Source organism: Pseudomonas svalbardensis, from assembly GCF_030053115.1.
Taxonomy (GTDB): Bacteria; Pseudomonadota; Gammaproteobacteria; order Pseudomonadales; family Pseudomonadaceae; genus Aquipseudomonas; species Aquipseudomonas svalbardensis.
In genome coordinates, this window is sequence record NZ_CP125619.1 from 6181974 (window position 1) to 6206202 (window position 24229).

31 protein-coding genes are annotated in these 24229 nt (G+C 58.4%); 6 read left to right on the forward strand and 25 right to left on the reverse strand.

What is annotated here, in order from left to right:
* Nucleotides 1-4: 4 nt before the first annotated feature.
* From tssG to tssA, 17 genes are all read right to left on the reverse strand, one after another.
* Entirely contained in the window at nucleotides 5-1012 is a 1008-nt protein-coding gene (tssG, locus tag QFX16_RS28690) for a type VI secretion system baseplate subunit TssG (RefSeq protein ID WP_033059313.1), read from the reverse strand.
* Nucleotides 976-2763 (reverse strand): type VI secretion system baseplate subunit TssF, encoded by a 1788-nt coding sequence (gene tssF, locus QFX16_RS28695; RefSeq protein WP_283182217.1) that lies wholly within the window; start codon nucleotides 2761-2763, stop codon nucleotides 976-978. Before tssF ends, tssG begins: the two co-directional genes overlap by 37 nt.
* A gap of 24 nt (nucleotides 2764-2787) precedes the next feature.
* Complete coding sequence (locus QFX16_RS28700; RefSeq protein WP_283182218.1) at nucleotides 2788-3216, reverse strand: hypothetical protein; 429 nt, start codon at nucleotides 3214-3216, stop codon at nucleotides 2788-2790.
* Nucleotides 3209-3631: a hypothetical protein gene (locus QFX16_RS28705; protein ID WP_283182219.1), complete on the reverse strand. Its 423-nt coding sequence runs from the start codon at nucleotides 3629-3631 to the stop codon at nucleotides 3209-3211. The genes QFX16_RS28700 and QFX16_RS28705 overlap by 8 nt, the downstream gene beginning before the upstream one ends.
* The gene (locus QFX16_RS28710; RefSeq protein ID WP_258698151.1) at nucleotides 3628-3849 is read right to left on the reverse strand and encodes a hypothetical protein; all 222 of its coding nucleotides are present in this window, start codon (nucleotides 3847-3849) and stop codon (nucleotides 3628-3630) included. The genes QFX16_RS28705 and QFX16_RS28710 overlap by 4 nt, the downstream gene beginning before the upstream one ends.
* Before the next feature lie 43 nt (nucleotides 3850-3892).
* Nucleotides 3893-4276, reverse strand: a complete 384-nt coding sequence (locus QFX16_RS28715; RefSeq protein ID WP_283182220.1) for a hypothetical protein — start codon at nucleotides 4274-4276, stop codon at nucleotides 3893-3895.
* Nucleotides 4273-4599: a hypothetical protein gene (locus QFX16_RS28720; RefSeq protein ID WP_403142835.1), complete on the reverse strand. Its 327-nt coding sequence runs from the start codon at nucleotides 4597-4599 to the stop codon at nucleotides 4273-4275. The genes QFX16_RS28715 and QFX16_RS28720 overlap by 4 nt, the downstream gene beginning before the upstream one ends.
* Complete coding sequence (locus tag QFX16_RS28725; RefSeq protein ID WP_283182221.1) at nucleotides 4596-4991, reverse strand: hypothetical protein; 396 nt, start codon at nucleotides 4989-4991, stop codon at nucleotides 4596-4598. The genes QFX16_RS28720 and QFX16_RS28725 overlap by 4 nt, the downstream gene beginning before the upstream one ends.
* 80 nt (nucleotides 4992-5071) lie before the next feature.
* Nucleotides 5072-5257 (reverse strand): hypothetical protein, encoded by a 186-nt coding sequence (locus tag QFX16_RS28730; protein WP_283182222.1) that lies wholly within the window; start codon nucleotides 5255-5257, stop codon nucleotides 5072-5074.
* Nucleotides 5254-5613, reverse strand: a complete 360-nt coding sequence (locus QFX16_RS28735; protein WP_283182223.1) for a hypothetical protein — start codon at nucleotides 5611-5613, stop codon at nucleotides 5254-5256. The genes QFX16_RS28730 and QFX16_RS28735 overlap by 4 nt, the downstream gene beginning before the upstream one ends.
* A gap of 37 nt (nucleotides 5614-5650) precedes the next feature.
* Entirely contained in the window at nucleotides 5651-5851 is a 201-nt protein-coding gene (locus tag QFX16_RS28740) for a hypothetical protein (protein ID WP_283182224.1), read from the reverse strand.
* A gap of 2 nt (nucleotides 5852-5853) precedes the next feature.
* The gene (locus QFX16_RS28745) at nucleotides 5854-6663 is read right to left on the reverse strand and encodes a hypothetical protein (RefSeq protein ID WP_283182225.1); all 810 of its coding nucleotides are present in this window, start codon (nucleotides 6661-6663) and stop codon (nucleotides 5854-5856) included.
* The gene (locus QFX16_RS28750; RefSeq protein WP_283182226.1) at nucleotides 6660-7172 is read right to left on the reverse strand and encodes a PAAR domain-containing protein; all 513 of its coding nucleotides are present in this window, start codon (nucleotides 7170-7172) and stop codon (nucleotides 6660-6662) included. The genes QFX16_RS28745 and QFX16_RS28750 overlap by 4 nt, the downstream gene beginning before the upstream one ends.
* 10 nt (nucleotides 7173-7182) lie before the next feature.
* Complete coding sequence (gene tssE, locus QFX16_RS28755; protein ID WP_008150080.1) at nucleotides 7183-7590, reverse strand: type VI secretion system baseplate subunit TssE; 408 nt, start codon at nucleotides 7588-7590, stop codon at nucleotides 7183-7185.
* A 13-nt stretch (nucleotides 7591-7603) separates the two neighbouring features.
* On the reverse strand, nucleotides 7604-9079 hold the full coding sequence (tssC, locus tag QFX16_RS28760; RefSeq protein ID WP_283182227.1) for a type VI secretion system contractile sheath large subunit: 1476 nt from the start codon (nucleotides 9077-9079) through the stop codon (nucleotides 7604-7606).
* 28 nt (nucleotides 9080-9107) lie between these two features.
* Complete coding sequence (gene tssB / locus QFX16_RS28765) at nucleotides 9108-9611, reverse strand: type VI secretion system contractile sheath small subunit (protein ID WP_046045012.1); 504 nt, start codon at nucleotides 9609-9611, stop codon at nucleotides 9108-9110.
* 32 nt (nucleotides 9612-9643) lie between these two features.
* Nucleotides 9644-11200, reverse strand: coding sequence for a type VI secretion system protein TssA (tssA, locus tag QFX16_RS28770; RefSeq protein WP_283182228.1), 1557 nt, complete (start codon nucleotides 11198-11200; stop codon nucleotides 9644-9646).
* 905 nt (nucleotides 11201-12105) lie between these two features.
* Here tssA and QFX16_RS28775 point away from each other — a divergent pair.
* Nucleotides 12106-12501, forward strand: a complete 396-nt coding sequence (locus QFX16_RS28775) for a DUF6124 family protein (protein ID WP_283182229.1) — start codon at nucleotides 12106-12108, stop codon at nucleotides 12499-12501.
* Between the two features lie 89 nt (nucleotides 12502-12590).
* Here QFX16_RS28775 and QFX16_RS28780 read toward each other — a convergent pair whose 3' ends face one another.
* The 3 genes from QFX16_RS28780 to QFX16_RS28790 form a co-directional block, all read right to left on the reverse strand.
* The gene (locus tag QFX16_RS28780) at nucleotides 12591-12866 is read right to left on the reverse strand and encodes an HU family DNA-binding protein (protein ID WP_003213368.1); all 276 of its coding nucleotides are present in this window, start codon (nucleotides 12864-12866) and stop codon (nucleotides 12591-12593) included.
* Between the two features lie 192 nt (nucleotides 12867-13058).
* Nucleotides 13059-14207 carry an NAD(P)/FAD-dependent oxidoreductase gene (locus QFX16_RS28785; RefSeq protein ID WP_283182230.1) on the reverse strand — a complete coding sequence of 383 codons (1149 nt, stop codon included), beginning with the start codon at nucleotides 14205-14207 and terminating at the stop codon, nucleotides 13059-13061.
* Between the two features lie 20 nt (nucleotides 14208-14227).
* The gene (locus QFX16_RS28790) at nucleotides 14228-14395 is read right to left on the reverse strand and encodes a rubredoxin (RefSeq protein WP_282376312.1); all 168 of its coding nucleotides are present in this window, start codon (nucleotides 14393-14395) and stop codon (nucleotides 14228-14230) included.
* Between the two features lie 201 nt (nucleotides 14396-14596).
* Between QFX16_RS28790 and QFX16_RS28795 the strand changes: the two genes are divergently transcribed.
* The gene (locus QFX16_RS28795; protein ID WP_283182231.1) at nucleotides 14597-15160 is read left to right on the forward strand and encodes a chorismate--pyruvate lyase family protein; all 564 of its coding nucleotides are present in this window, start codon (nucleotides 14597-14599) and stop codon (nucleotides 15158-15160) included.
* On the forward strand, nucleotides 15160-16050 hold the full coding sequence (ubiA, locus tag QFX16_RS28800; RefSeq protein WP_283182232.1) for a 4-hydroxybenzoate octaprenyltransferase: 891 nt from the start codon (nucleotides 15160-15162) through the stop codon (nucleotides 16048-16050). The genes QFX16_RS28795 and ubiA overlap by 1 nt, the downstream gene beginning before the upstream one ends.
* 49 nt (nucleotides 16051-16099) lie before the next feature.
* Here the strand turns inward: ubiA and QFX16_RS28805 are convergent, their stop codons facing one another.
* Nucleotides 16100-16492 (reverse strand): COG4315 family predicted lipoprotein, encoded by a 393-nt coding sequence (locus QFX16_RS28805; protein WP_283182233.1) that lies wholly within the window; start codon nucleotides 16490-16492, stop codon nucleotides 16100-16102.
* A 153-nt stretch (nucleotides 16493-16645) separates the two neighbouring features.
* On the opposite strand from QFX16_RS28805, the gene phoB reads away from it, so the two are divergent.
* The 3 genes from phoB to QFX16_RS28820 all read left to right on the forward strand — a co-directional run bounded on the left by phoB (nucleotide 16646) and on the right by QFX16_RS28820 (nucleotide 20167).
* On the forward strand, nucleotides 16646-17335 hold the full coding sequence (gene phoB / locus QFX16_RS28810; RefSeq protein ID WP_008150066.1) for a phosphate regulon transcriptional regulator PhoB: 690 nt from the start codon (nucleotides 16646-16648) through the stop codon (nucleotides 17333-17335).
* A gap of 81 nt (nucleotides 17336-17416) precedes the next feature.
* Nucleotides 17417-18703 (forward strand): phosphate regulon sensor histidine kinase PhoR, encoded by a 1287-nt coding sequence (gene phoR / locus QFX16_RS28815; RefSeq protein ID WP_283184655.1) that lies wholly within the window; start codon nucleotides 17417-17419, stop codon nucleotides 18701-18703.
* A gap of 123 nt (nucleotides 18704-18826) precedes the next feature.
* Nucleotides 18827-20167: a hemolysin family protein gene (locus QFX16_RS28820; protein WP_283182234.1), complete on the forward strand. Its 1341-nt coding sequence runs from the start codon at nucleotides 18827-18829 to the stop codon at nucleotides 20165-20167.
* Nucleotides 20168-20280: 113 nt separating this feature from the next.
* Here the strand turns inward: QFX16_RS28820 and QFX16_RS28825 are convergent, their stop codons facing one another.
* The 4 genes from QFX16_RS28825 to pstB all read right to left on the reverse strand — a co-directional run bounded on the left by QFX16_RS28825 (nucleotide 20281) and on the right by pstB (nucleotide 24180).
* Nucleotides 20281-21177, reverse strand: a complete 897-nt coding sequence (locus QFX16_RS28825) for a peptidoglycan DD-metalloendopeptidase family protein (RefSeq protein WP_283182235.1) — start codon at nucleotides 21175-21177, stop codon at nucleotides 20281-20283.
* Between the two features lie 218 nt (nucleotides 21178-21395).
* The gene (locus QFX16_RS28830) at nucleotides 21396-22346 is read right to left on the reverse strand and encodes a response regulator (protein ID WP_283182236.1); all 951 of its coding nucleotides are present in this window, start codon (nucleotides 22344-22346) and stop codon (nucleotides 21396-21398) included.
* A gap of 167 nt (nucleotides 22347-22513) precedes the next feature.
* The gene (gene phoU / locus QFX16_RS28835) at nucleotides 22514-23275 is read right to left on the reverse strand and encodes a phosphate signaling complex protein PhoU (RefSeq protein ID WP_283182237.1); all 762 of its coding nucleotides are present in this window, start codon (nucleotides 23273-23275) and stop codon (nucleotides 22514-22516) included.
* Nucleotides 23276-23346: 71 nt separating this feature from the next.
* Entirely contained in the window at nucleotides 23347-24180 is an 834-nt protein-coding gene (pstB, locus tag QFX16_RS28840; RefSeq protein ID WP_283182238.1) for a phosphate ABC transporter ATP-binding protein PstB, read from the reverse strand.
* Between the last annotated feature and the right edge of the window lie 49 nt (nucleotides 24181-24229).

Consider the following 24229-nt stretch of genomic DNA (forward strand, 5'->3'; position numbering starts at 1 on the left):
GTCCTTAATGAATTTTGCTGCCCAGGGTCACCACGCCGTCCGCTTTTTCGCGGCCGAGCCAACTGGTCCATCCCAGGCGACAGGCGTTCTGCTCACCGATGCGCAGTTCGCGGATTTCTTCCTGGCGCAGCACCAGGCGAATGTCGTAATCGAGCGGGTCACGCAGGGTGAACCGCACCAACGCGCAGAGCGGTTGGTAGCCGAAACCGATCGGCAGGAATTCGTGGAAGCGTTGCCAGTCGAGTTCGCGGATGTGAATGCGAAATTTGCCGCTGCGGTCACGCACGTGTTCGCCCAGCACCAGGTCTTCGCCGAGCAGGCTGTTGGCGCGGCCCAAGCGATTGCGCTGCTCGTCGAGGATTTCGACGCGGCGCTCGATGCACTGCTCGATGGTCAGCTCGGCGTGCTTGAAGTAGTAACGCAGCACCGCTTCGATCAGTGCCGCCGAGTGCGCCCGCAAGCTGAGCAGGCCGAGGTACGGCAGCAGGCGTTTCCAGTTCAGTTCCTGGGCCCGGCGGATCTCTTCGCCACCGAGGCCGATCAACGCAAACAACTGCGACGAAAACGGGTCGAGGGCGCCGCTCTGGAAGCTTGCGCGGTAGCGGTATTTTTTCCAGATCGGCAGCATCAGCCGTTGCAGGCGATGGTGGAACAGGTCGAGAAAGTTGCGGGTCGGGTTGCCGTCTTCGCTATCGCCCAGGGCCTGTTCGCCGTAGAACGCCGGCAGCGGCGAACCGGAACCGACCAGGCCGATCAGGTTGAAACGCAGACGCGCGCGCATCTGCCCGTGCTCTTCGAAAAACTCCACGCGATCGACGTCACTGCCGGGGAAACCCAGGCTCGGATTGGCCTGGAATTCCAGCTGGTCATACAGATCGTCTTCGCTCAGGTACGGGTGCGCCTCGCGCAGCCGGTCAACCACCAGCAGCACGGCCTGAAACAGCGAGTACTCGCGTATTACCCGGGTCAGCCCGCTTAAAGCAGGGGTTGCAGACCCATACGTGGTGTCCATTGGTACACCTCTCCCTGTGTGCTTTTTACCCGCAGCTCGTGGTACGAATTGAGACTGGCGTAAAGCGCGAAAAACTCGTTAAGAACTGAAGCGAAAACGAACAGGTCGCCCTCGCCGATATACCCTTCCGGATCGATGGTCAGCTCGGTGCGCAACCCGCGTACCGGCAACCCTCGGTGCAAGCGATCGACGTGTTGGTGTTTGATCGACTTGAGCCCACCCAACAGGCGCTTGCTGACTTTTTCAGCGTGTTGGTCGTAGTAGCGCGGCAGGTCGTAGGTTTCGAGAATCACCTTCAACGCATTGACGTCGGCCAGCGACAGATAGTTAAGCGACATGTTGCTGATCAGCTTCCAGAGGAAGTCACGGTTCAGCGGCGGCGCATAACTGGGCGTGGCCGGGGTGATGTTGCGGAAACTGAGGAACTCCGGCGTCTCTTCGCAGGCCATGCAGATGTCGCCGAGCTTGAGCTTGCGCGGCAGGTTCTGGTTGGTGCACATCAGCTCGATCGACAGGGTTTCATGGGCTTCGGTGTGACGGATGCCGAAGCTGAGATAAGTGTCGAGGCCGTCGTGCAACGAGGACGAACGCTGGCGAATGCTGTAGTGCGGACGGCTGTTGGGCACGTCGAAACTCGGGTCGTGCTCAAACGATTCGAACGGCACGTACTCCTGATAACCAAGGCCGCCGGGCTTCCAGCCGGTGACGGTTTCCACCGAAAACACACCGCAGTTTTCCAGGTCGTATTCGGCTGGCAGCAGCAGGTATTCGTCCTGTTTTCCGTCGAGGCGGATCGGCAGTGCATCGTGCTTGAACAGGTTGACGATGGGCGTGCAGTAGAGCTTCACGTTGTCCAGCGTCGGGCGCAGGCGCTGAATGCCGCTCTTGCGAATATCGAAGCGCAATTCGAGGCCGCGCATCTGCTTGAGCGTGTCTTCCGGCAACGCCTTGAGAATGTCCAGACCGTTGACGTCGACGAACAGGAATTTGTCCTGGAAGGCGAAATATTCCTGCAAGTAGCGGTAGCCACGGAAGGTGTTCAGCGGATACGGGATCAACGCTTCTTCTTCGGCGAAACCCACCGGCTGCACGCGGTCGCCGGGCATCTTGAAGGCCATTGGCGTGCCGTTGACGCCGTTGATGGGCTTGCCGGCGCCGTCCAGCGGGATCAGCTCGATGCCTTCCAGGTTGCGCAACAGGCTCAGGTAAAGCATCTGGCTGATGTAGCGCTCACCGGCGAAGTGCAGACGCAGACGACTCAGCTCCAGTTCACCGAGGTGACCGTCAGCGCTCATCTCCAGACGCAGGCTCAACAGCGAACCGTCGCCTTTCACCGAATACGTCAGTGCAGCCAGATCCAGCGGCAAAACTTCGGTCGGGTAGCAGGTACGGAAACGGCAACGCACGTCATCGATCGGCACACTCTCAACCGGCGTGTCACGCTCGACCATCAACGCAGGCCCGGAACGCTTCAACGGATCGAATTGCAAAATGCTGAACGCCGGCAGCGGGCGCATGTAGTTGGGCCACAGCAAATGCATCAGCGAATGGCTGAGCTCCGGCAACTCGTCGTCGAGCTTCTGACGCAAGCGGCCGGTCAGGAACGCAAAGCCTTCCAGCAACCGCTCCACGTCCGGATCCCGCCCGGCCTGACCCAGGAAAGGCGCCAGCGCCGGGCTACGCTCGGCGAATCGACGACCTAACTGGCGAAGTGCGGTGAGTTCGCTTTGGTAGTAGTGGTTAAACGACACGGGTTACCTGCCTGGTATTGAATCTCATGAAAAAAACGTCCTGTAGAGCGCAACCGTCAGACCCGCACAGACGTAGCCGCCGATCAGGAGGTACGGCACGATCAGGATCCAGCCGTAGGCCATGTAAGAGTCACTGAGCTGCCCGGCGACCAGACTGAACAAGCCATAAAGCATCCATGGCACGGCGTAGAACGGAATGAACTTCAACGGCGCCAACCAGACCATCCGCAGCGCTTGTTGCTCGTTTCGGCTCTTGGCGGATCGAGAAGTCCACAGCGAAAACATCAACAGCCCGGGGATGCCCCACCACAACAGGTACACCCAATGAGTCTCGGATGAATCGAACGTGGAGTACTCGCCAATCCACAGGCCATAGGAAAAAATCGCCAGCACCGCCAGCAATGGCCACCACAAGGCAACCATGAAGAAACTCAGTTGCGCGCGGCTAAGCATGGTCGGCCCCCGACGCGAGCTTCGAGGCTTTGGCGCCTGCAAACTTGCGCTTGTACCAGCCATCCAGCCCGGTGCCGAGAAGGATCGCCGTCAAGGTGAATGTCCCTTGGCCAATGCCATAGAGCAGCGCCCGCAACGGATGATCCGGCAGCATCCACAAGAGAATCAGCCCCACCCAGATCGCCCACAGGATCAACTTCACACGTAGCACAGGAATCAGCGCCAGCACCGCGTTGAAGACGAGAAAAAACTCGTAGAGGAATTTGCTGGCAAGACGAATGTTCACGCCACGGGAGGTCAAGCCGCCGTAGGTCGAGATGTACCAGTCGGCCGCGAAGTTATTCAGAAACGTGTAACCCACACAGAAAACACTGTGGATCAACAGGCAGCAGATGATGCGCGCCGGCATGTTCATGCGGGAGGCACCGATGAGTAGCAACTGCCGGCGATTTCGATGGCCACCAGCGATATCAGGACCATGAAAGTCAGCGCGCGATGCAGCCATGATTGGCGCAGTCGCTTGCTGATTGCCGTAACAATCAGCAGAAAACTCAAGATCGCGATGCCGCCGAACAGATTGCTGTCGGCGATGAACATCAGGTACATGCGCATCTCGTCCGATACATCGATCATGGGCAAAAGGCTCCATCCTTGAGGGTCATGCGAGCGCGAATTTTCACTGAACACGCCCTCCCTTGCTCGCGGTGATCGGCACGAATGAATCGATGAACAGGTAATCGCTGTCGGCGCCGCTCACCCGATTCATCGTCAACGGCTTGTCGTCAGGGGTAGAGAAGCGAGTCCAGCCTTCTCTGAGGAGACTGCCGCTCTCGTACCGCACCTGGACGAAGTAGTCCGGCGGCATCGACTGGGTGATCTCGATGAAGTAGCCGCCATCCTGCGCACCGCGCCACACCGCATCGGGGTGATCGGGCAATACCGGCGTCGAGTTGCCCCAGCTCGAACCGATCCAGAACGTCACGACCACGATGACGGCCAACGCACCGATCAGGCTCAGCAGATGATTGAGCCATTTCCACACCCGCAACCACGGCATCATGGTGTGCACCATGTACGCACATCCCGCTTGTCGAAGCCTGCGCACTGATTGTCTTTGGCGATCAGCCGGTAAGGTGTTTCGGGGGTGTAGGCGAAGTAGTAATAGTTGGACCGGTCCTCACCGTAGAGCCAATACGACGAGGAGCTCTGGTTGATTTCATAAGGTTCGAAGGTCCAGATCGACGACTGCGCCGGGATGAAATTCTCCCGGTCCATAAGCAACATCAGTGCGCTGGAAAACACAGGCGTCGTCCAGGCAAGAAGCGCGACTGCCGACAGGAGCACAGCCAGCACTTTGCTCAGAGGCTGTTTGATGTGGATCACGACCTGGCCACTCCCTGTTTCCCACGCCAGCGGGTGAAGGCTGCGTCGATGGCGCGTGTTACCAGGATCGCGGAAACTGTCAAACCACCCGCAAGCGCGCAATACGCCATGCCGCGAACGGGATACTGCGGCAGCATGTAAAACAGGATCGACAGCATCATGAAAATCGCCACGCCAAACTTGATGGCCAGGCGACGGATGAAGACCAAAACAAAATTCAAAAAAACGAAAAAGTAAAAAATAAAGTACATGCCCATGCCGATGGCGACACCACGAGACGTCAGCCCGCCGACGAGCTGTTTGTAGACAGGCACGGCATAGCCATTCATGACGATATAGAGCACGCAGGCCATCCCATGGACGACCAACCCGATCAGTCGTTGGCTATTCATGCTCAAGCGCCGCCACACAATTCTTCGCTACGATCAATCACTCAAAATCCCTCTTCCCTTTCATCCTGTAAAAAAATTCATCAGCACCGCGTCTGTTCAGCCTTGGCCCTGTCGGCACTCAGCACCTTGCCGCGCCATTTCGCGTTGGGGTACTCGCTCAAAACCCGGGGCTCATCCTTTGAAAAATCCATCCGGAAAACCACCAACACACTGGCGATGCAGGCCAGAAATCCCACCACCATGAGGAAGCGTTTTACCCAGATCACTGCGATGCCCCGTTTGGGCAAAACGAACGGTCTTCAATCGTCCATGCACGTACTGTGTTGTCTTCGACCTTCTCAACCCTCGCCAACGCCGCCCGCAACGTCTGCGCATCAATGGTTTTGACGGCGCTGGTGGTTTTGATCGACAAGCTGTACCCACCGCTTATCTGCCCCGCAACGTCCTTTCCTGCCGACGTGTAGTTGGCGATGGAACGGCGCTCGCCTGGACCCAACGTGAAGCGGCGAGGCTGGTCGTCGTAGTTGGAGTCATGGGACAGCTCCAGCGGCCTAACAACCAATGCAGCGGCAAGCATCGTGTATTTATTCGCAATGAAACTAACAACGGGTCGAGCGCCCACTTTTACACTCCGTACCTGCGACGTTTAAGTACAATCATTAGACCCTAGGGTGCGTCAAGTAATACAAACCCAGCAGGTACATTACCGGGATCGCCATAACACATAAAAAATTCAAAACTTTATAGTATTTTCTAGCCCTAACACTTGGAACAAGCCCGACAATTCCAACTACAAAACAGAAAATCGCCAACAAACCAAAATAATTATTATCCACCATTCCAGCAAAGTAGCCTTCCATGCTCACTCCTTATTAAAGCCGACAAAATTCCAGCGATAAAACTCAAACGCCTTGAGAAAATCTGCTCTGACGACTCCTCTGCCTGGATTATAGTAAGTCCAGCCAGATACATCCTTGGTGAAGTAGCCTTTTTCAATAGGAAGGCCTACGTATCCACCACTTTGGGGATCGGCCATATTCTCTCCTTTGAATCTCACCGCCCAAGTAAACGGCCACACAATAGCTGCATCAGTATTTCCCTGGCATATATCTATGCGGTCACCGGTTACGGACACTGCCATTTGAATATGGTGGGCAGTTGTCATCATCGGTCGGTCAAGCGCTTGAGCAAGGATGTCGCCAGGCTTCAGATCGTCGACACTTGCTACTGCCGTGGTGTTTTCTACCGTGTTTTGCATCTCACGGGCACCGTAGGTAAACATAACCATTTCTGCGAAACCATACATATTCGAGGCATATCGGTCATGCACCGCCGGGCTATAGCTTTCCATATTCTTATAAGTTCTGACTCCGGTTTTAAGTTTTACCGGCAGCCCCCGCTTACTGGAAAATTCCACCAAAACGCGTATCGCAAAATCTTCACAGGTAAACCTGTAATCACTTACCTCACCGTCTTTATTCCAATACCTCTCATTAATCAGCCTTTCCGCAATCATCGGAGCTTCATTCTGATAGGCTGCAATTTCAACTTCTGACCACAAGGTCGTAGTTGGCCAAAAGACCTTTAAAACTACTTCTTTTCCAAGAGGGTCAGCTTTTGGAGTTAAAGCCACCGAGGAGACATACAAACTTGAGAGAACTTCCGCGGTCATAGCAAAACCCCGTCGATAGCCGGATGAAAATCAAAGCTCTCGCCTTCCTTACCTCCAACCATTTGCGTTCTTCCCATCGCATCTGTTTGCCCCGAAACAACTTCTCCCTTGGCATTCTTGATGTGATACGGAATACCCTGTAATGGATTACCGTCCTGGTCCTTCATCACAACATGCTGGCAATGAGAAAAAAGCATTAGTGGAATCGGCGGAACAAACGGCACCGCCGAATGCGAATTCCCGATAATCACCGTCCCGGACCCGGCCGTAACCTTGTTGCCATGGGTCCCGACGGAATCCACCGTCGCAGCCGGTTTCCCGTTGATCAAAACCGTCGTCGCCAACCCGCCCGACATCGCACCACCACACGCCGAGGCATCGCCTTGGCGGGCGGCCGCGAGGCCGTCGAAGAACACGTCGCCGGAACCGGCGACAATCGGGTTGGTGCCGTGACCGGGGAGCGGGCAAGCGGTGGGGTCGGATACACGTGCTGCGGGTTTGCCGGACATACGAATCTCCTTAGTTGACCTTGACCTGACCGCTGCCATCCAGGCGCGCGGCGAAACTGACCTGACGCTTGAAACCATCAACTTCCAGCAGGCCTTCGATGCTGAAGGACAGGCGAAGCTGATCGTGGTCACGCGGCAGGGAAATGACACGCACATTGCTCAGGCGTGGCTCGTAGGCTTCGATGAAATTTTCGATGGCCAAACGGGCCTGACTCAGGGAGTCGTGCAGGCTCAGACGCATGTCATTGAGATCGGGTAGCCCGTAATCGGACAGCGTTTGCACGCTGCCCGCACGGGTGCTGAGCATCTTGGCCAGATGGGCAGCCACGGACGCCATGGCGGAGACCTCGCGGCTCCAGCCGACGCGTTTGTCCGCGTCGCCACCCAGGCGTTCGAAAAGGCTGCCGTATCCAGTCATGAGTTAGCTCCGTTTACTCTTTGTCCAGCTTGCCAACCAGCGACAGGGTGAAATCGGCACCCATGTACTTGAAGTGCGGGCGCACGTTCAGGCTGACGCGGTACCAGCCAGGCTCGCCTTCAACATCGCTGACGATGATCTGGGCAGCGCGCAGTGGACGACGGCCACGGACTTCGGCACTTGGGTTTTCCTGGTCGGCCACGTACTGGCGGATCCACTTGTTCAGTTCCAGCTCGAGGTCGGTGCGTTCTTTCCACGAACCGAGTTGCTCGCGCTGCAGCACTTTCAAGTAGTGAGCCAGGCGGTTGACGATCATCATGTACGGCAGTTGGGTGCCGAGCTTGTAGTTCAGCTCTGCTGCCTTGCCTTCTGCGCTGATGCCGAAGAACTTCGGCTTCTGCACCGAGCTTGCGGAGAAGAACGCCGCGTTGTCGGAGCCTTTGCGCATGGTCAGGGAGATGAAGCCTTCCTCGGCCAGTTCGTATTCACGACGGTCGCTAACCAGAACCTCGGTAGGAATCTTGGTTTCGATTTCGCCCATGCTTTCGAAGTGGTGCAACGGCAGGTCTTCAACCGCGCCACCGCTCTGCGGGCCGATGATGTTCGGGCACCAGCGGAATTTGGCGAAACTGTCGGTCAGCTTGGTGCCGAACGCGTAGGCAGTGTTGCCCCACAGGTAGTGCTCGTGGCTGTTGGCGACGGTTTCTTTGTACACGAACGATTTGACCGGGTTTTCTTCCGGGTCGTACGGGTTACGCAGCAGGAAACGCGGCACGGTCAGGCCAACGTAACGGGAGTCTTCCGACTGGCGGAAGCTCTGCCATTTGGCGAATTGCGGGCCTTCGAAGTGATCTTTCAGATCCTTCAGGTCCGGCAGACCGGTGAAGCTTTCCAGGCCGAAGAATTTCGGGCCGGCCGCGGCGATGAACGGCGCGTGGGACATGCAGGCAACGCTGGACACGTACTGCATCAGTTTCACGTCCGGCGAGCTTGGGGACATGAAGTAGTTGGCGATGATCGCGCCAACCGGCTGACCACCGAACTGACCGTATTCAGCGGTGTAGATGTGTTTGTACAGGCCAGCCTGCATCACTTCCGGCGAATCTTCGAAATCGTCCAGCAGGTCTTCTTTGGAGACGTTGAGGATTTCGATCTTGATGTTTTCGCGGAAGTTGGTGCGGTCGACCAGCAACTGCAGACCACGCCACGACGACTCCAGGGACTGGAAGTCAGGGTGGTGCAGGATTTCGTCCATCTGGCGGCTGAGCTTGGCATCGATCTCGGCGATCATGCGGTCAACCATGGCCTTCTTGACTGGCTCACCGTTGTTCTGCGGCTTGAGCAGCTCTTCGATGAAGGCCGACACACCGCGCTTGGCGATGTCGTAGGCTTCGTCGTCCGGCGTCAGGCGGGTTTCGGCGATGATGCTGTCGAGAATGCTGTATTCGCCGTTCTCTTTGCTCTTTTGCTGTGCTGCGCTAGTGCTCATGGTGTTGGCTTCCTTGGCTGATGGAGACTCAGGCGTCCTGGGCTGCGGCGTTCAAGCCCAGCTCACCCAGTACGCGACCGCGGGATTCGTCGTCGGCGAGAACGCCTTCGATGGCTTTGCGGAACGCAGGCGCGTTACCCAGCGGGCCTTTGAGGGCCACCAGCGCGTCGCGCAGTTCCATCAGTTTTTTCAGCTCAGGCACTTGCTCGACCAGGCTGGCCGGGTTGAAGTCCTTCATCGAGTTGACGCGCAGTTTCACGGCCAATTCTTCAGTGTCGCCTTCTTCCTGAAGACGGTTCGGTACGCTCAACGTCAGCTGCAGCTCTTGCTTGGCCAGCACTTCGTCGAAGGTCATCTTGTCGATGCTGATCGGCTTGCGATCTTCGACTTTACGTTCGTCCTTGCGGTGGGTGTAGTCACCGATTGCCAGTAGTTTCAACGGCAGTTCAATCTCTTCCTGAGCACCACCGGTGGCAGGTTTGAAAGTGACGTTGATGCGTTCCTTGGGGGCTACCGAGCCTTCTTTGGCCATGGCTATTCTCCTTGCGGTTGTGGCCCTGGGGCCTATTCGAGTACCACTTCGAGATCGAGGTGGCACAGCCTGCGATAAATCTCTTCCTTGCGTTCACGTACAGCATGGTTCTGCGGTAACAACTCGCAGCAGCTATGCAGTAAATGCAGCACTTCCAGCGCAAGATCGGGCTCCCAGGCGTTCAGGCCTGAGTCCTGTAATGTTTGGTCGAGTGTTTCGAGTTGGGTCCTGGCCAGTTCGTATTTCTTGGCCATGAAGCACAGCCGCGCGAGGGCGAACTGCCAGAAGAATCGGACGCGTCCACCGTGGGCGCTTTGCAGGCCTTGCTTGAGGATCTGCACGGCGGCCTTGAGGCCGTCTTTGCGCAGGATCGGCAAGACTTCTTCCAGGGCCACTTCCCAGGCCGGCTGGCTGTCGGCGACTTCGACCTTGCGCGGCGCACTGGCGCTTTGCAGGTGCGGCATGACGTGGGCGCTGACCCAGGCACGGGTGGCCGGATCGGCAAACGGGGCGCCGTCATGGAAACGCAATTCGACGATGCCGGGCAGGCGCTGAATCAAAAGCGCGAAGTGGATTTCCACTTCGCGCATTGCCATCTCGGCGTTGAGCCCCTGGAGGCACTCCCAAACCATTCGCTGGCCATCGAACCAGAACGGCGCCTTCGCCAGGCTCGCCTCCAGTTCCACCAGCAGATCGGCGTATTTGGCCTGGTCGTAACGGTCCTGGTAGGCCTTGAGCTTGTCGGCTGGCAACCCGCGCAGAACGGTGATCTGCTCGGCGTTGCGCTCGGGCACCGCGTCGATGGGCAACCACAACAGTGTGCGATTGAGGCGCAAGGCGCGCAGGTCGGTGGCTTTCTGCTTGAGCCACCAGGCACACAACGGCCGCGCGCTTTCCTGCTGGGCACGCAGGGCCTTGTGGGCTTCTTTTTCGTTATCGATCGGTGCGCCGGGGGTGAACAATTGCGTGGCGGCTTGTTTGACCTGAGCCACCGCCGCCCCGACGACGCCAGGTTCCGGCTGATTGTCGGCGGCACGCTGGACCATGTTCTTCAGGCGACGGGAGATCGGCAGCAGCAGCGGAGCGTCATCCCCCAAATGCTCGGTGCAAGCAGCATCGAGACCTTCAAGGTGCTCGACCAGCCGCCGGAACATCGGCAACTGCTCTTTGATCGCGACGTTTTCAGTCAGCACCTGCTCAAGACGCGGAACCAACCAACTGACGGCAGCGGAGCGGGTGCGGGCCTTGTTCGGGTGGACTTCGGCCCAGTGGCTTTCGCACAGGTAGTGCAGCAAACCGAGGCCGGCCAGCAGCCCTTGAAAGGATTCGCGCTGGTACAGGGCCCAGGTCAGCCAGGCACCAACCCGCAAATCCTTGGACTGGGTGCGCAGCAGGTTTTCACTGTTTTCGCGGATTTTCAGCCAGTCGATCTGGCCGCTTTCGTGCATGGATTGGGCTTTGCCCAGCTCGCTTTCCAGCGCCTCATATTCGCTCGAAAAGCGAACGTCCTCGCCCGCGAAATTCTCTTGGGAAACAGAGGCTTTTGCGAGTTCGAGGTAATGAGCGGAAAGTTTGCTTGAGTAGGACATCCATGGCCTTTAATTAGGATTACAGTCATACGTCTATTGGAGTTCCAACGACGCGGGACAGAATCAAAGAGCTGCGGTGAATCTCATCCAATTGAGTTCGTGCTCTTTCAAGTGCGCGCATCGTACTCACGATGATGGCCACTAGCAAGCATCTGATTAAACAACAAGACGAAGTGTGTCTATTGCACGTAGGAGAATTCCTTATATATCGCAAGGGATTCCCTGATATCAGTTTAATGTTTCCTCGCCTGACGTATCGATCGGAAAGCACCGACTTAGAGGCATCGCTGTCAATCACCCGCGGTCGCTGCCGATTGAATCGCTGGCACGCATCTGAATCATGACAAAAATAAAAATTATTAAATGTAGGAGGCTTCCGAAAGGCGCTGTCATCTTTCAACAAATTGGAGCGACAACAGCCCGTATGAAAAGTGCCATCACAATGATGGCACCTCATACACAAAACAAAGTCCCATATTGGAACTTTCGGTATCGCGGAAATTTCATATCGGGTTTTAAGGAGTGCCAACATTTAGGATGGTTAAACACCGCTCGACGGCGCTTGTTTAAAACGCCTCAAGGTTACTTCCTGCAAGCTACAACACCTTGCGTCGTTGCCTACGGCTACGCCAGAATCCGCCGGCTTGTGCGCCTTGGGGTCGGCCGGTAACTTGGTTCCTGTCACTGCCCATCAGTGATCGGGTTTAGTCGCTCGCTGGTAATTGAAGTTGCACAAGCTTCTGTCAGACAGGTATTTCCTACCTGCAGTTGATGGTGGCTGTGCGTAGGGCACCTTCGGGTGCGCCGGCTTCTTCAATTCCCCGGTCCGACTAACCTGCGTACAGCTGCCACCCCTTCGTTTAGTCGGCGAAGTGTTGTCAGCATCATTCAAGGAATTGAAGATCATGTTCAAGGTCACACCCAACCCACCAGACACCGATCCGGTCTCTCCCTACGAAAGCCCCGATTCGAACAAACTCAACGAAGCCGCCGAGCGCGCCCTCGACCATCACTTCCCGCCAGCCGACCCCAAACCACCAAAACGCAACGGCCAGCTCTTCAGCGTCTGCTCGGGCATCCACCCTGAAACCCTTCTCGCCAATGCCTCGGAAGATCTGCTGTCCATCAGCGCCATCGCCGCCAACCTCGCCGACGATGTGGAAGGCTCACGCCGCTCCGTAGCCCTGGCGCTCAGCCGCATGGCCGACGGCGTGCATTTGTTGGTGGAGCGAGCGCTGGATCATCTGGATGAACCCGAGATGGCGGCGATTTTCGCCAAGCAACAAAATCGAGTCAGCTGATTCGTCAGGCATAAAAAAATGGGCACCCAACCCAGTTGGCGTGCCCATTTTTTATCCCGCTCACCCGCTACGCGGGAAGTCGGTGCGTGTTACGGATTGACGCTGTCTTTCAACGATTTGCCTGGCTTGAACGCAACGGTGTTGCTGGCCTTGATTTTGACGGGCTCACCGGTTTGCGGGTTTTTGCCGGTGCGGGCACCGCGATGGCGTTGCAGGAAGGTACCGAAGCCCACCAGCGTAACGCTGTCCTTGCGGTGCAGAGCGCCGGTGATTTCTTCGAGAACGGCGTTGAGAACGCGGTTGGCCTGCTCTTTGGTGAGGTCTGCTTTTTCAGCAATTGCAGCGGCGAGTTCTGGTTTACGCATTAGTGAAGCCCCTTTGACGGTTTTTTGTTGTTATGTCCGTGCTGTTCTCGTTGGAACAGCGCCCAAAGCGCCGCAGGTGCTCTACTCTGCGGCAGACGGGAGTGAGGATGGCACGCAGCGAAGAGCCGCGCCAGTCTCGGCGCGACCTTTGTATGGGCAAAAGAGGGGTGATTCCGACAGAACGACCAGTATTTACGCCAGCAGTGCCGGAAGCTCTTTGTTCAGGGCCAGTTTTTCCATCACCGCCGCGCCTGTCAGGGCATAACCCAGCAGTTTGCCGCTGGCATCGCGGCACAATACCTTGATGTCCGCGCCCTGCCCTTCGACTGTCCAAACGCCCTCCAAACCCCGTGGTGGCGGTGAAACCACCAAGGGGCAGACTGGCGTTTTAACGGTGATGGGCATCGGGCCATAACTCACCGCCGTCGGGTTTCCGGCGAGGGTCTGAGCCAGCGCTCTCGCACAGCTCATGAGGGGCATGACGTACAACAGATTCAGCCCATCGACTTCGGCGCAGTCGCCCAAGGCATAGATGTTGGCGTGGGAGGTTTTCAGGTGGCGATCGACCACCACGCCGCGATTGACCTGCACACCGGCCGCAGCCGCCAGATCGATGCGCGGACGCAGACCAATGGCCGACACCACCACGTCGCAAGGGATCACCTGGCCATCGGACAGATGCGCTTCCAGTCCGTCAGCAACGCGCTGCAAGCGATTGAGCACCGGCCCGAGGTGGAAGCGTGCGCCCAGGCTTTCCAGCCCGGCCTGAACCGCAGCGGCCGCCGCCGGGTGCAACAGGGTCGGCATGACCTGCTCGCACGGTGCAACCAGTTGCACCTCGTAGCCGCCAAGGATCAGGTCGTTGGCGAACTCGCAGCCGATCAGGCCGGCGCCGAGCAGCAACACCCGACGTTTGCCGGCCGCCGCTGCGCGAAAGCGCGCGTAGTCTTCCAGATCGTTGATCGGGAAGACTGCGTCAGCCGCATCGCCTTCGACCGGCACTCGCACGGTTTCCGCGCCCCAGGCGAGGATCAGGTCACGGTAAAACACCGCTTCCTCACCGATCCACAAGCGCTTGTGGCCAGGGTCGATGCCGCTGATGCGCGTGTGCGTACGCACTTCGGCCTTCAACTGCTCGGCCATGGTGCCGGGTTCGGCCATGCTCAGGCCGTCGGCGTCTTTGTTTTTGCCGAAGCCGGTGGAGAGCATCGGCTTGGAGTAGGAGCGTCCGTCATCTGCGGTAATCAGCAGCAGCGGGGTTTCGCCATCGAGTTTGCGAAACTCCCGAGCCAGGTTGTAGCCAGCCAACCCGGTGCCGACGATCACGACAGGTGCGTTCATTCCCTACTCCTTCAAATGTCTTAGTTAATTTCGATCATTTCGAAATCCATCTTGCCCACGCCGCAGTCCGGGCACAGCCAGTCTTCCGGCACGTCCTGCCATAGGGTGCCCGGCGAAATGCCGTCATCCGGCCAGCCGTCGGCTTCGTTATAAATCAGGCCGCAGACCACACATTGCCACTTTTTCATTCACATACATCCTCAGGATTCAGGCTTTTGCCGGCGCGAACGGTCGATGGTTGGAGCGCTGCCGTCCGGCTCAGGGGCGTTTTGTACTGATCGGGCCCGGCAGATGCAAGCCTGTTCGACGCAATGGCCGGCCGGATCAATCAAAATCGCAGGCTGACATGGTAAGCTCGCCGCCTCATTTGCTGCCAATAATGACTCACTGTGCCGCACTCAAAATCCCCCGCCGCGACCCCACTTTGGCTCTCTCTAAGCCAACTGACGCCCCTCCCCGACACGACTACGCTCGATTGGCTGTTCGATAAAGGGTCGCTGACCCGGCGCTTGATCCGCCTGTCGAATGATGGCTTCAGCGTCACGCCGCTGCTCGAAGGCTGGCAATCGCTGCGCGCCGACGAATGTGCTGCGCTGGAGCTGGCCGAAGGCAGCGAGGGCTGGGTTCGCGAGGTGTATCTGCGCGGCCACGGCGAAGCCTGGGTATTTGCGCGCAGCGTGGCGGCGCGCAGTGCGTTGCAGGGCGACGGATTGCACATGGACGAATTGGGCAGCCGCTCCCTGGGCGAATTGCTGTTTTGCGATCAGGCATTTCAACGTCGCGTCATTGAGGTTTGTCACTATCCTCAGGAATGGCTACCGATGGAGTCCCGGACACCTGAATTGTGGGGCCGTCGCTCGCGTTTCGACCGCGGCGCCTTGAGCGTGCTGGTGGCCGAAATTTTCTTGCCGACCCTGTGGAACGCCACCCGCGCCCATCCGGAGAATTGCTGATGTACCAGAGCCTGCTCAAGTCCCTGAATCGCTTGAATCCCCGGGCCTGGGATTTCATTCAGTTGACGCGCATGGACAAACCGATCGGCATTTATCTGCTGCTGTGGCCGACGTTGTGGGCACTGTGGATCGCCGGCAAAGGTTCACCGTCATTGGCCAACGTGGTGATTTTCGTCCTCGGTGTGGTGCTGACCCGCGCTGGCGGCTGCGTGATCAACGACTGGGCGGACCGCAAGGTCGACGGCTACGTGAAACGCACCGAACAGCGGCCATTGGTGAGCGGCAAGATCAGCTCCAAAGAAGCGCTGGTGTTCTTCGCGCTGCTGATGGGCGTGAGTTTCCTGTTGGTGTTGTGCACCAATGCAGCAACGGTCTGGCTGTCGTTCGGCGGTTTGGCACTGGCCTTCACTTACCCGTTCATGAAGCGCTACACCTATTACCCGCAAGTGGTGCTGGGCGCGGCGTTCTCCTGGGGCATGCCGATGGCGTTCACCGCCGAGACCGGTGAACTCCCGGCGGCGGCGTGGTTGCTGTGGATCGCCAATCTGCTGTGGACCGTCGGCTACGACACTTATTACGCGATGACCGACCGCGACGACGATTTGAAGATCGGCGTGAAATCCACGGCGATTCTGTTTGGCGAGGCGGACCGGGTGATCATCCTGATCCTGCAAGGGCTGGCGCTGGGTTGCCTGCTGCTGGCCGGGTCGAAATTCGAGCTCGGCGGCTGGTTTCACTTGGGATTGCTGGCGGCGGCGGGCTGTTTTGCGTGGGAGTTCTGGTACACCCGCGGCAAGGACCGGATGCGTTGCTTCAAGGCTTTTTTGCACAACCACTGGGCCGGGTTGGCGATTTTTGTCGGGATTGTGCTGGATTACGGGTTGCGTTGAATCAAACCTGCTCCCGGCATGGGGGCAGGTTTGCGGTTTCTGGACTCGCTTACTTCTTCGGTCCGGTATTGGTGATGACGTGCCAGACGTCCTTCATTTTGTCGCCTACCATGTCACCGGGTTTTTTGTCATTCACGAACGTGTAAAGCGGTTTACCGTCGTAGGCATATTGACTCGTGCCGTCATCGCGCTTGATAACGCTCCACTTGCCTTCGGCCTTTGCACCCGCCGGAGCCATCATTGGCGGCCAGTTCTTGGCACAATCATCGTTACACATTGACTTGCCGCCAGCATCCTTGTCGAACGTGTACACCGTCATACCCTTATGATCGACCATCATCCCGTCTTTCATCATTGCTGGCTCAGCCGCGAAGGCCATCGATGGCAACGCCAGGGCCGCCGTCAGCATCAGAGCCTTGATGGATTGCGAGTATCGCTTCATGGAAACCTTCCTTTTGTGGTTGTCAGGATTCGGAATTAAAGCTTAGTTCAGGATCACAACAATCGCAGGGCGACTAAAATACTGTCACACGACTGCAATAATTCCGTTATCTAATGCGGCGCAAGACAGTTAAATGACAAGAGGATTAAAGGCATGGTTGGCAGGAGCATTCTGATCGTCGACGACGAAGCGCCCATTCGCGAAATGATCGCCGTTGCGTTGGAAATGGCCGGCTATGACTGCCTGGAGGCTGAGAACTCGCAGCAGGCCCACGCCATCATTGTCGACCGCAAGCCGGACCTGATCCTGCTCGACTGGATGCTGCCCGGCACCTCCGGCATCGAGCTGGCCCGACGCCTCAAGCGCGATGAGCTGACCGGGGACATCCCGATCATCATGCTCACCGCCAAGGGTGAAGAGGACAACAAGATCCAGGGCCTGGAAGTCGGCGCCGATGACTACATCACCAAGCCTTTTTCCCCACGTGAGCTGGTGGCGCGCCTGAAGGCCGTGCTGCGCCGCGCCGGCCCTACCGATGGCGAGACGCCGATCGAAGTCGGTGGTCTGCTGCTGGATCCGATCAGCCACCGCGTGACCATCGACGGCAAACCCGCCGAGATGGGCCCGACCGAATACCGCCTGCTGCAATTCTTCATGACCCACCAGGAACGTGCCTACACCCGCGGCCAGTTGCTGGATCAGGTCTGGGGCGGCAACGTTTATGTCGAAGAGCGCACCGTCGACGTGCACATCCGCCGCCTGCGCAAAGCCCTCGGCGATGCTTACGAAAATCTGGTACAAACCGTGCGCGGCACCGGCTACCGGTTCTCCACCAAGGCCTGATCCGGACCTTTCCCGCACGACAAGCTGACAAGGACGCGCGCTCAAGTGAACCAAAACTGGCATGGCACCCTGATCCGCCACATGCTTTTGCTGGTGACCGGTTGCCTGGTGATCGGCCTGATTACCGGCTACTACGGCTGGAGCCTCGCCGCGGGCCTGGGCCTTTACCTGGCCTGGACCCTCAAGCAATTGCTGCGACTGCACGAATGGCTGCGCCTGCACAAACCCGAGGAAGCACCGCCCGATGGCTATGGTCTGTGGGGCGAAGTGTTCGACAGCATCTACCACCTGCAACGTCGCGACCAACGTGTGCGTGGGCGCCTGCAAGCAGTAATCGACCGGGTCCAGGAGTCGACTGCCGCGCTGAAAGACGCAGTGATCATGCTCGACAGCGACGGCAACCTCGAATGGTGGAACCGCGCCGCCGAAACTCTGCTCGGCCTCAAAACCCCGCAAGACAGCGGCCAACCGGTGACCAATCTCGTACGCCATCCACGCTTCAAGGAATACTTCGAACAGGACAGCTACGCCGAGCCGCTGGAAATTCCGTCACCGATCAATGATCGTCTGCGCATTCAGCTGTACATCACCCGCTACGGCAACAACGAACACTTGATGCTGGTGCGCGACGTGACGCGCATCCATCAACTGGAACAGATGCGCAAAGACTTCATCGCCAACGTCTCCCATGAACTGCGTACGCCGTTGACGGTGATCTGCGGCTACCTGGAAACCCTGCTCGACAACGTCGAGGACGTGAACCCGCGCTGGTCCCGTGCCCTGCAACAGATGCAGCAGCAAGGCGGACGCATGCAAACGCTGCTCAACGACTTGCTGCTGTTAGCCAAACTGGAAGCCACCGATTACCCGTCGGACAACCAGCCGGTGGCCATCGACGGCTTACTGCAATCGATCAAGAGCGACGCTCAGCAGTTGTCTGCTCAGCGCAATCAGAAGATCACCCTGGAAGCCGACCCGACGATTCTGCTCAAGGGCAGCGAAGCCGAGTTGCGCAGCGCGTTTTCCAATCTGGTGTTCAACGCGGTGAAATACACCCCGGCCGAGGGCAATATCCGCATTCGCTGGTGGGGTGATGAGCAAGGCGCACACTTGAGTGTGCAGGACTCCGGCATCGGCATCGACAGCAAGCACTTGCCGCGCCTGACCGAACGCTTCTATCGCGTCGACTCCAGCCGCAATTCCAACACCGGCGGTACGGGGCTCGGCCTGGCAATCGTCAAACACGTGCTGCTGCGCCACCGCGCGCGGATGGAAATCAGCAGTATGCCGGGCCATGGCAGCACCTTTACCTGCCATTTTGCGCCGGCCCAGGTCACAAAATCCCGGGTCATCAGCGCCACCGACTGATACCGGCCGGCACGCGCCACTGGTCAATCACTTGGTCAGCCGCTACATTGGCTGACTTGTGCCTGCCCTTCAGGCGCACTTTTTTCTTTCCTTTCGAATATACGGAACCCGCAAAACTCCATCATGGACCCTTCCCCTGGCTTGACCCTCGCGACACTCTTCGCCGATTTCGGCATGATTCTTTTTGCTCTGATCCTGGTTTTGCTCAACGGCTTTTTCGTTGCGGCGGAATTTGCCATGGTCAAATTGCGCTCGACCCGGGTCGAAGCCATCGCTGAAAAAAACGGCTGGCGCGGACACATCCTGCGCACCGTTCACAGTCAGCTCGATGCTTACCTGTCAGCGTGCCAGCTGGGTATCACCCTCGCCTCCCTGGGCCTTGGCTGGGTCGGTGAGCCGGCGTTCGCCCATATTCTCGAGCCGGTACTGAGCGCTGTCGGCGTAGAGTCCGCCGAAGTGATCAAAGGCGTGTCGTTCTTCACGGCGTTCTTTATCATTTCGTACCTGCACATCGTGGTCGGCGAACTGGCCCCGAAATCCTGGGCCATCCGCAAACCCGAGTTGCTATCGCTCTGGACCGCCGTGCCGCTGTACCTGTTCTACTGGGCCATGTACCCGGCCATTTACCTGCTCAACGCCAGCGCCAACACGATCCTGCGGATCGCCGGCCAAGGTGAACCCGGCCCTCATCACGAGCACCATTACAGCCGTGAAGAACTGAAACTGATCCTGCACTCCAGCCGTGGCCAGGACCCGAGCGACCAAGGCATGCGCGTTTTGGCCTCGGCGGTGGAAATGGGCGAACTGGAAGTGGTCGACTGGGCCAACTCCCGGGAAGACCTGGTGACCCTGGAGTTCAATGCGCCGCTGAAGGAAATCCTGGCGATGTTCCGTCGCCACAAGTTCAGCCGTTATCCGGTATACGACAGCGATACCCAGGAGTTTGTCGGCCTGCTGCACATCAAGGATCTGCTGCTGGAACTGGCAGCCCTGGACCACATTCCCGAGTCGTTCAACCTCGCCGAACTGACCCGGCCGCTGGAGCGCGTTTCGCGCCATATGCCGCTGTCGCAATTGCTGGAGCAGTTCCGCAAGGGCGGCTCGCACTTCGCCCTGGTCGAAGAAGCCGACGGCAACATCATCGGCTACCTGACCATGGAAGACGTGTTGGAGGTACTGGTCGGCGACATTCAGGACGAACACCGCAAGGCTGAGCGCGGGATCCTCGCGTACCAGCCGGGCAAGCTGCTGGTGCGTGGTGATACGCCGCTGTTCAAGGTCGAACGCCTGCTGGGCATCGACCTGGACCACATCGAAGCCGAAACCCTCGCCGGGCTGGTCTACGAAACCCTGAAACGGGTGCCGGAAGAGGAAGAGGTGCTGGAAGTCGAAGGCTTGCGGATCATCATCAAGAAGATGAAAGGGCCGAAGATTATTCTGGCCAAGGTGTTGATGCTGGATTAACAGGCAGATCCAGAACTGCGTCGATCCCTTCGCGAGCAGGCTCGCTCCCACAGGTTTTGCACAGACCTTGTGGGAGCGGGCTTGCTCGCGAAGGCGTCAGAACAGGCAACACCTCACTGTTTACCGAGCGCAAAGTTCGGCAGGCTGCCCACCGGTTGATTGAACTGGTACGGGATCGACACCAGCCCCAACCCGGTATTGCGCTGCACCACGAAATGCAGGTGCGGCCCGCTGCTGTTGCCGGTATTGCCCGACAAGGCCAGCGGACTCCCCACCGACACTCGTTGCCCCTCTCGAACGCTCACCGAACCTTGCTTAAGGTGCAGGTACACGCCCATGGTCCCGTCATTGTGCAGCACCCGCACGAAATTGCCCGACGGATCGGTGCCGCGCCCGGTCTGGGTATTCTCGGTTTTCACCACCACACCGCCACGCGCCGCGATGATCGGCGTGCCTTCGGGCATGGCGATGTCCATGGCGTAGCGGTTCTTTGGACCGAAGTGGCTGTATTGACCGTTGGCGCCCTGACTCAGCCGAAACGGTCCACCGCGCCAGGGCAACGGGTATCGATAGGCCATGGCGGCCCCTGAGGGGTCGCCCAGGGAGTATTCAAATTTTGGGGTGTACGCGAGCGGTCTTTCGGGCCGCGTGGCTGTGAGCAGCGCCAGACGAATACTGCTGCGTGCCGGCATCACCCGGCGGATCGGTCGGCTCGGCGCACCACTGACGTTTTTCAGCCCGCCGAAGCTCAACTCGATTTCTACCGGCGCATACAGGTCATTGCGCACGTAAACGCTGTCTACGCCCTTCTTCTTCGTGATGACGACGTACACCTGGCGCTCAAGATTCTCGACCATGCGATCACGAAAAACGAACACCTTGGAGCCTGTCGTGGGGCGGTCGCTGTAGGAGACCACGCCATTGGTGTCGGTGGACTTGTAGATCGTCATGGCCATCGCCGAGGCGGATGCCATGAACAGACCGCAGAAAAACAGCAGGCGCGCGAGCATGGGCAAAATTCTGTCGAGTAAGGCCTGGGTAGGAGCCTAGCAGCTGCAATGGACCCGGGTAGTCGGCAGATGTTTCAAAATGGGCCGTTCAGCGGATGTGCGGTGAATTTGATGGCCCCTTCGCGAGCAGGCTCGCTCCCACATTGGAATGCATTTCAAATGTGGGAGCGACGGTGCGACGATACGACCTGCTCGCGGCCTAACAGACGATACCGAACTTAAGCGCCGGGTATGAAATGCTTCTGCGCCGTACCCCGTGCTATCAACCGCGAGATGTAATCGAGCTTCTGCGCATCCTGGTCGACGAAGCGGAAGGTCAGTTGCAGCCAGTCGCTGTCGGGCTTCGGCTCGTGGGCGACGATGGCGTGCAGGTAGCCGTTCAGACGGGCGGTTTCGGCGTTATCGCCCTGCTCCAGGTCGAGCACGGCGCTGTCGAGCACTTGCGGCAGGGTGTCGGTGCGTTTCACCACCAGCAAGGCTTCCTTGAGACTCAAGGCCTTGATCACACATTGCTGAATGCCGTTCGGCAGGCGCAATTGGCCCTGGCCACGACCGCCCGTTGGCGCTGCGGAGGACGCTGGAGGCTTGATCGGCGGGCTGTTGAGCAGACCGCGAGACGGAGCAGCCGCCGGGGCCGGCGCGGCGGCGACAGGTTTGGCGAACGGGTTGACCGGCGCCGCGGCGGGTGCGACCACGGCAGCCTTGCCGCCGGTCAATGCGCTCAGGGAGTCGTTGCCGAACGCCGAGTTCATTTTGGTCGGAGCACTGTTCATCAAGGTGTCGAGCTTGCCCACCTTGTTCAGGGCCTGCTTGACCTTGGTCAGCAGTTGCTCGTTGGTGAACGGCTTGCTGACGTAACCCGAAACCCCGGCCTGGATCGCCTGAACGACGTTCTCTTTATCGCCTCGGCTGGTCACCATCACAAACGGCATGGTCTTGAGGTTGTCCTGCTCGCGGCACCAGGTCAGCAATTCCAGGCCGGACATTTCCGGCATTTCCCAGTCGCACAGGACCAGGTCGAACGCTTCCCGCGCCAGCAAGGCCTGAGCCTTCTTGCCGTTGACCGCATCTTCGATCCGGATACCCGGGAAGTAGTTGCGCAAGCACTTCTTCACCAGGTCACGAATGAACGACGCGTCGTCCACGACCAACACACTGACCTTACTCATCCATCACCCCTTTAAAAAATCCCGGCAAGCATACCGCTTTGCTGATGGCACATTGCCAAAAACCTTCAGTCACGCCGGGACTTTTCGTTCGCGGGTGCTGCTTTCAAATTCATAAACCACAAACAAAAACGCCCGGCCAAAAGGCCGGGCGCTTTTCTCAGGCAATCTTACTTATCGTCAGCTTTGCCCGGAACATTAGCGGTTTCGCCACTTGTACCTTCAACTTCTTCTTTCATGCGCTTGAGGCCCAAGTGCCGCACGTCGGTGCCACGCACCAGGTAAATCACCAGCTCCGCGATATTGCGCGCGTGGTCGCCGATCCGTTCCAGCGAACGCAGCACCCAGATAATGCTCAAGACCCGCGAGATAGAGCGCGGGTCTTCCATCATGTAGGTGGCGAGTTCGCGCAGCGCGGTTTTGTATTCGCGGTCGATGATCTTGTCGTACTGGGCCACCGACAACGCCAGGTCGGCGTCGAAGCGGGCAAAAGCGTCCAGTGCATCGCGAACCATGTTGCGCACCTGGTCGCCAATGTGGCGAACCTCGACGTAACCCCGCGGGGCTTCGCCTTCTTCGCACAACTGGATGGCACGACGGGCAATCTTGGTCGCTTCGTCACCGATGCGCTCCAGGTCGATTACCGACTTGGAGATGCTGATGATCAAACGCAAGTCCGACGCTGCCGGCTGACGGCGAGCCAGAATGCGCAGGCATTCTTCGTCGATGTTGCGTTCCATCTGGTTGATCTGGTCGTCGATCTCGCGAACCTGCTGGGCCAGGCCAGAGTCAGCCTCGATCAGCGCGGTCACCGCGTCGTTGACCTGCTTCTCGACCAGGCCGCCCATGGCCAGGAGGTGGCTGCGCACTTCCTCGAGCTCAGCGTTGAACTGCGCGGAGATGTGATGGGTAAGGCCTTCTTTACTAATCATGTTGGCGTCCTTGGAGCGTCCGGTAAGGTGCGGTGGACCGCAGCGTCAGTTCAGTGAGCAACAACAGCTTCCTAGCCGTAGCGACCAGTGATGTAGTCTTCGGTCTGCTTCTTCGCCGGATTGGTGAACAGGGTGTCGGTGTCGCCGAATTCCACCAGTTTGCCCATGTACATGAACGCCGTGTAGTCAGAAACCCGCGCGGCCTGTTGCATGTTGTGGGTCACGATGACGATGGTGAACTTCGATTTCAGTTCGTAGATCAGCTCTTCGACTTTCAGCGTGGAGATCGGGTCGAGTGCCGAGCACGGTTCGTCGAGCAGCAGCACCTCCGGCTCCACGGCGATGGTGCGAGCGATCACCAGACGTTGTTGCTGACCACCGGACAGGCCGAGTGCCGATTCGTGCAGACGGTCTTTGACTTCGTCCCACAGTGCCGCGCCTTTCAACGCCCACTCGACGGCTTCGTCGAGGATGCGCTTCTTGTTGATGCCCTGGATGCGCAGGCCGTAGACCACGTTCTCGTAGATGGTTTTCGGAAACGGGTTCGGCTTCTGGAACACCATGCCAACGCGACGACGCAACTCGGCCACGTCTTCGCCCTTGCGGTAGATGTTGTTGCCGTAGAGGTTGATCGCGCCTTCGACACGACAGCCATCCACCAGGTCGTTCATGCGGTTGAACGTACGCAGCAGTGTGGACTTGCCGCAGCCGGACGGGCCGATGAAGGCGGTCACGCGCTGTTTCGGGATGTTCAGGCTGACGTCGTACAGCGCTTGTTTGTCGCCGTAGAACAGGTTCAGGCCTGGTACTTCGATCGCGACGGTTTCCTGCTCGAGGCTCAAGCTCTGTTTATCGCGACCCAGCGCCGACATGTTGATGCCGTGGGTATGTGCTTCGTGCTGCATGGGAGGCTCCCTGTGCTAACAAATTCGGTTCGGTTTTTGTGGGAGCGAG

Excerpts from the sequence above, each read along its gene's own strand:
- QFX16_RS28820 (WP_283182234.1), top strand. The coding sequence starts at position 18,827 with ATGGACCCTTCCCCTGGCTTGACCCTCGCGACACTCTTCGCCGATTTC.
- pstB (WP_283182238.1), bottom strand. The coding sequence starts at position 24,180 with ATGCAGCACGAAGCACATACCCACGGCATCAACATGTCGGCGCTGGGT.
- QFX16_RS28750 (WP_283182226.1), bottom strand. The coding sequence starts at position 7,172 with ATGTCCGGCAAACCCGCAGCACGTGTATCCGACCCCACCGCTTGCCCG.
- QFX16_RS28785 (WP_283182230.1), bottom strand. The coding sequence starts at position 14,207 with ATGAACGCACCTGTCGTGATCGTCGGCACCGGGTTGGCTGGCTACAAC.
- QFX16_RS28825 (WP_283182235.1), bottom strand. The coding sequence starts at position 21,177 with ATGCTCGCGCGCCTGCTGTTTTTCTGCGGTCTGTTCATGGCATCCGCC.
- QFX16_RS28745 (WP_283182225.1), bottom strand. The coding sequence starts at position 6,663 with ATGACCGCGGAAGTTCTCTCAAGTTTGTATGTCTCCTCGGTGGCTTTA.
- phoU (WP_283182237.1), bottom strand. The coding sequence starts at position 23,275 with ATGATTAGTAAAGAAGGCCTTACCCATCACATCTCCGCGCAGTTCAAC.
- tssG (WP_033059313.1), bottom strand. The coding sequence starts at position 1,012 with ATGGACACCACGTATGGGTCTGCAACCCCTGCTTTAAGCGGGCTGACC.
- ubiA (WP_283182232.1), top strand. The coding sequence starts at position 15,160 with ATGTACCAGAGCCTGCTCAAGTCCCTGAATCGCTTGAATCCCCGGGCC.
- QFX16_RS28740 (WP_283182224.1), bottom strand. The coding sequence starts at position 5,851 with ATGGAAGGCTACTTTGCTGGAATGGTGGATAATAATTATTTTGGTTTG.
- phoR (WP_283184655.1), top strand. The coding sequence starts at position 17,417 with ATGCTTTTGCTGGTGACCGGTTGCCTGGTGATCGGCCTGATTACCGGC.
- tssC (WP_283182227.1), bottom strand. The coding sequence starts at position 9,079 with ATGAGCACTAGCGCAGCACAGCAAAAGAGCAAAGAGAACGGCGAATAC.
- QFX16_RS28710 (WP_258698151.1), bottom strand. The coding sequence starts at position 3,849 with ATGATCGATGTATCGGACGAGATGCGCATGTACCTGATGTTCATCGCC.
- QFX16_RS28725 (WP_283182221.1), bottom strand. The coding sequence starts at position 4,991 with ATGAATAGCCAACGACTGATCGGGTTGGTCGTCCATGGGATGGCCTGC.
- QFX16_RS28775 (WP_283182229.1), top strand. The coding sequence starts at position 12,106 with ATGTTCAAGGTCACACCCAACCCACCAGACACCGATCCGGTCTCTCCC.
- tssB (WP_046045012.1), bottom strand. The coding sequence starts at position 9,611 with ATGGCCAAAGAAGGCTCGGTAGCCCCCAAGGAACGCATCAACGTCACT.
- QFX16_RS28805 (WP_283182233.1), bottom strand. The coding sequence starts at position 16,492 with ATGAAGCGATACTCGCAATCCATCAAGGCTCTGATGCTGACGGCGGCC.
- tssE (WP_008150080.1), bottom strand. The coding sequence starts at position 7,590 with ATGACTGGATACGGCAGCCTTTTCGAACGCCTGGGTGGCGACGCGGAC.
- phoB (WP_008150066.1), top strand. The coding sequence starts at position 16,646 with ATGGTTGGCAGGAGCATTCTGATCGTCGACGACGAAGCGCCCATTCGC.
- QFX16_RS28705 (WP_283182219.1), bottom strand. The coding sequence starts at position 3,631 with ATGAACATGCCGGCGCGCATCATCTGCTGCCTGTTGATCCACAGTGTT.
- QFX16_RS28790 (WP_282376312.1), bottom strand. The coding sequence starts at position 14,395 with ATGAAAAAGTGGCAATGTGTGGTCTGCGGCCTGATTTATAACGAAGCC.
- QFX16_RS28830 (WP_283182236.1), bottom strand. The coding sequence starts at position 22,346 with ATGAGTAAGGTCAGTGTGTTGGTCGTGGACGACGCGTCGTTCATTCGT.
- QFX16_RS28700 (WP_283182218.1), bottom strand. The coding sequence starts at position 3,216 with ATGCTTAGCCGCGCGCAACTGAGTTTCTTCATGGTTGCCTTGTGGTGG.
- QFX16_RS28780 (WP_003213368.1), bottom strand. The coding sequence starts at position 12,866 with ATGCGTAAACCAGAACTCGCCGCTGCAATTGCTGAAAAAGCAGACCTC.
- tssA (WP_283182228.1), bottom strand. The coding sequence starts at position 11,200 with ATGTCCTACTCAAGCAAACTTTCCGCTCATTACCTCGAACTCGCAAAA.
- QFX16_RS28715 (WP_283182220.1), bottom strand. The coding sequence starts at position 4,276 with ATGATGCCGTGGTTGCGGGTGTGGAAATGGCTCAATCATCTGCTGAGC.